Below are 4,763 nucleotides of genomic sequence, written 5' to 3'. Positions count from 1 at the left end.
ATTAGGTGCCTGGCGGTGTCCTACTCTCACATGGGGAGGCCCCACACTACCATCGGCGCTGACATGTTTCACTTCTGAGTTCGGAATGGATTCAGGTGGTTCCACGTCGCTATGGCCGCCAGACGAATTTGGTTAATTTGAACAAGCTAATACAATCAAAGTTCGAGCCAGACTCTCTCACCTCGCACTTCTGTGCATTCGGTGACGCTCATATCATATCCATACCAAACACCGCTTTGGTGTTGTATGGTTAAGCCTCACGGGCAATTAGTACAGGTTAGCTCAACGCCTTACAGCGCTTCCACACCCTGCCTATCAACGTTGTAGTCTTCAACAACCCTTCAGAGCAATTACATGCTAGTGAGAACTCATCTCGAGGCTCGCTTCCCGCTTAGATGCTTTCAGCGGTTATCGATTCCGAACGTAGCTACCGGGCAGTGCCATTGGCATGACAACCCGAACACCAGCGGTTCGTTCACTCCGGTCCTCTCGTACTAGGAGCAACCCCTCTCAATTCTCAAACGCCCACGGCAGATAGGGACCGAACTGTCTCACGACGTTCTAAACCCAGCTCGCGTACCACTTTAAATGGCGAACAGCCATACCCTTGGGACCGACTTCAGCCCCAGGATGTGATGAGCCGACATCGAGGTGCCAAACACCGCCGTCGATATGAACTCTTGGGCGGTATCAGCCTGTTATCCCCGGAGTACCTTTTATCCGTTGAGCGATGGCCCTTCCATTCAGAACCACCGGATCACTAAGACCTGCTTTCGCACCTGCTCGACGTGTCTGTCTCGCAGTTAAGCTGGCTTATGCCTTTGCACTAACCGTACGATGTCCGACCGTACTTAGCCAACCTTCGTGCTCCTCCGTTACTCTTTGGGAGGAGACCGCCCCAGTCAAACTACCCACCAGGCACTGTCCTCGAGCCAGATAATGGCCCTAAGTTAGAACATCAAACATACAAGGGTGGTATTTCAAGGTCGGCTCCACGCAAACTGGCGTTCACGCTTCAAAGCCTCCCACCTATCCTACACATGTAGGTTCAATGTTCAGTGCCAAGCTGTAGTAAAGGTTCACGGGGTCTTTCCGTCTAGCCGCGGGTACACTGCATCTTCACAGCGATTTCAATTTCACTGAGTCTCGGGTGGAGACAGCGTGGCCATGGTTACACCATTCGTGCAGGTCGGAACTTACCCGACAAGGAATTTCGCTACCTTAGGACCGTTATAGTTACGGCCGCCGTTTACCGGGGCTTCGATCAAGAGCTTCGCCGAAGCTAACCCCATCAATTAACCTTCCGGCACCGGGCAGGTGTCACACCCTATACGTCATCTTTCGATTTTGCAGAGTGCTGTGTTTTTAATAAACAGTCCCAGCCACCTGGTCACTGCGACCCTCATCTGCTTACAGCGCAAGGCCTTCACAAATAAGGGCGTACCTTCTCCCGAAGTTACGGTACTATTTTGCCTAGTTCCTTCACCCGAGTTCTCTCAAGCGCCTTAGTATTCTCTACCTGACCACCTGTGTCGGTTTCGGGTACGGTTCTGCATACCTGATGCTTAGAGGTTTTTCCTGGAAGCAGGGCATCAACAACTTCGGTTCCTTAGAACCTCGTCTCGTGTCTCAGCATATAGGGAACCGGATTTGCCTAATCCCCCTGCCTACTCACTTTCACGCGGACTACCAACGCCGCGCTTGCCTAGCCTTCTCCGTCACCCCATCGCAGTATGCAGCAGTACAGGAATATTAACCTGTTTCCCATCGACTACGCTTTTCAGCCTCGCCTTAGGGGCCGACTTACCCTACCCTGATTAGCATGGGATAGGAACCCTTGGTCTTCCGGCGTGGGGGTTTTTCACCCCCATTATCGTTACTCATGTCAGCATTCGCACTTGTGATACCTCCAGCAGACTTCTCAATCCACCTTCAACGGCTTACACAACGCTCCCCTACCCAGCAAGTAAACTTGCTGCCGCAGCTTCGGTGCATGGTTTAGCCCCGTTACATCTTCCGCGCAGGCCGACTCGACTAGTGAGCTATTACGCTTTCTTTAAAGGATGGCTGCTTCTAAGCCAACCTCCTAGCTGTCTATGCCTTCCCACATCGTTTCCCACTGAACCATGACTTCGGGACCTTAGCTGGCGGTCTGGGTTGTTTCCCTCTTCACGACGAACGTTAGCACCCGCCGTGTGTCTCCCGGATAGTACTCATTGGTATTCGGAGTTTGCATGGGGTTGGTAAGTCGGGATGACCCCCTAGCCCAAACAGTGCTCTACCCCCAATGGTATTCGTCCGAGGCTCTACCTAAATAGATTTCGGGGAGAACCAGCTATCTCCGGGCTTGATTAGCCTTTCACTCCGAGCCACAGGTCATCTCCTAATTTTTCAACATTAGTGAGTTCGGTCCTCCAGTTGATGTTACTCAACCTTCAACCTGCCCATGGCTAGATCGCCCGGTTTCGGGTCTACACCTTGCAACTACACGCCCAGTTAAGACTCGGTTTCCCTACGGCTACCCTATTCGGTTAACCTTGCTACAAAATGTAAGTCGCTGACCCATTATACAAAAGGTACGCAGTCACACCGCTGCGCTCAAAACGTTTCGAATTGTATGAACATGACATGAACGATACGCCACCAAATAATCTGGTGAGTTATACCTGGCTTGTTCAAACTTCGTTTGTTTCTTTATCAGCTTGTCCAAATTATTAAAGAGCACATCACATAACGTGATTGGTAAACAATGTGCACATCGCTTATCAATCAATTCATGCGGCAGAGATAACTATCTCGGATACTTAGCCAGCTTTCTTTTGCCAAGGCGGGCGATAAGGACGTGTGTTTTACACACGACGCGTCGTCCAACGCAGTCAAAAGGAAGGTGGTGGAGCCAAGCGGGATCGAACCGCTGACCTCCTGCGTGCAAGGCAGGCGCTCTCCCAGCTGAGCTATGGCCCCTTATCAAGCTTGCTCTATGTCGCTTTGCCGGCGTTATGCGCCTATCTTCCTCAGTTACATACCATTGAGGTATGCGCCTTCAGTCGTTCGTTGCATGCCTTGGCAAACCACCATAGGGCTGCGCCTCGATAGCCGCGATAGGGTGCTTTTCTCACCTTTATCTCGGAATTCGCTTAGAGGCAAGGCGCTAAGGAGGACGTGTGTGTTGATACACGACGACGCAAGCAACGCAGCATCTAAGTGAATTTGGTGGGTCTGAGTAGACTTGAACTACCGACCTCACCCTTATCAGGGGTGCGCTCTAACCAGCTGAGCTACAGACCCAGTATCCGTGCGATTGCGCTAAAAAAACCAGCTTTCGCCGGCTCGCAATCGTCTCTGCTTCTTTATATCAAACCAATTCAATCTGTGTGAGCACTCACAACACAATCTGCATCTCATCGTTAAGGAGGTGATCCAGCCGCAGGTTCCCCTACGGCTACCTTGTTACGACTTCACCCCAGTCATGAACCACACCGTGGTAAACGCCCTCCCGAAGGTTAAGCTATCTACTTCTGGTGCAGCCCACTCCCATGGTGTGACGGGCGGTGTGTACAAGGCCCGGGAACGTATTCACCGTGACATTCTGATTCACGATTACTAGCGATTCCGACTTCATGGAGTCGAGTTGCAGACTCCAATCCGGACTACGACGCGCTTTATGGGATTCGCTCACTATCGCTAGCTTGCTGCCCTTTGTACGCGCCATTGTAGCACGTGTGTAGCCCATCCCGTAAGGGCCATGATGACTTGACGTCGTCCCCACCTTCCTCCGGTTTATCACCGGCAGTCTCCCTAGAGTTCCCACCATAACGTGCTGGCAACTAAGGATAGGGGTTGCGCTCGTTGCGGGACTTAACCCAACATCTCACAACACGAGCTGACGACAGCCATGCAGCACCTGTCTTACAGTTCCCGAAGGCACAATTCTATCTCTAGAATCTTCTGTAGATGTCAAGGGATGGTAAGGTTCTTCGCGTTGCATCGAATTAAACCACATGCTCCACCGCTTGTGCGGGCCCCCGTCAATTCATTTGAGTTTTAACCTTGCGGCCGTACTCCCCAGGCGGTCAACTTAGTGCGTTAGCTGCGTTACTCACTTCATTTATGAAACGAACAACTAGTTGACATCGTTTACAGCGTGGACTACCAGGGTATCTAATCCTGTTTGCTCCCCACGCTTTCGCTCCTCAGCGTCAGTTTTTGACCAGGTGGCCGCCTTCGCCACTGGTATTCCTTCCTATATCTACGCATTTCACCGCTACACAGGAAATTCTACCACCCTCTTCAAAACTCTAGCCTGCCAGTTCAAAATGCAATTCCCAGGTTGAGCCCGGGGCTTTCACATCTTGCTTAACAAACCGCCTACGTGCGCTTTACGCCCAGTAATTCCGATTAACGCTCGCACCCTCCGTATTACCGCGGCTGCTGGCACGGAGTTAGCCGGTGCTTCTTCTGTGGCTAACGTCAATCTCGCAAGCTATTAACTTGCAAGCCTTCCTCACCACTGAAAGTGCTTTACAACCCGAAGGCCTTCTTCACACACGCGGCATGGCTGGATCAGGGTTGCCCCCATTGTCCAATATTCCCCACTGCTGCCTCCCGTAGGAGTCTGGGCCGTGTCTCAGTCCCAGTGTGGCTGATCATCCTCTCAGACCAGCTAAAGATCGTCGGCTTGGTAGGCCTTTACCCCACCAACTACCTAATCTTGCTTGGGCTCATCTGATGGCGTGAGGTCCGAAGATCCCCCACTTTGCTCC

Annotated in this window: 2 tRNA genes and 3 rRNA genes; all 5 read right to left on the bottom strand. The window is 51.9% G+C overall.

What is annotated here, in order from left to right:
• Nucleotides 1–7: 7 nt before the first annotated feature.
• Nucleotides 8–123 (bottom strand): 5S ribosomal RNA (rrf, locus tag CWE06_RS12210).
• A gap of 123 nt (nucleotides 124–246) precedes the next feature.
• Nucleotides 247–2,708 (bottom strand): 23S ribosomal RNA (locus CWE06_RS12205).
• A gap of 180 nt (nucleotides 2,709–2,888) precedes the next feature.
• A tRNA-Ala gene (locus CWE06_RS12200) sits at nucleotides 2,889–2,964 on the bottom strand.
• A gap of 247 nt (nucleotides 2,965–3,211) precedes the next feature.
• Nucleotides 3,212–3,288: transfer RNA gene (locus tag CWE06_RS12195), tRNA-Ile, on the bottom strand.
• 120 nt (nucleotides 3,289–3,408) lie between these two features.
• Nucleotides 3,409–4,763, bottom strand: a 16S ribosomal RNA gene (locus CWE06_RS12190); the annotation flags it as partial.

The sequence above is a fragment of the Aliidiomarina haloalkalitolerans genome (assembly GCF_003987315.1).
Classification (GTDB): Bacteria; Pseudomonadota; Gammaproteobacteria; order Enterobacterales; family Alteromonadaceae; genus Aliidiomarina; species Aliidiomarina haloalkalitolerans.
The sequence above is the reverse complement of the archived record's forward strand: the minus strand, read 5'-3'. Positions and strand labels throughout refer to the sequence as shown.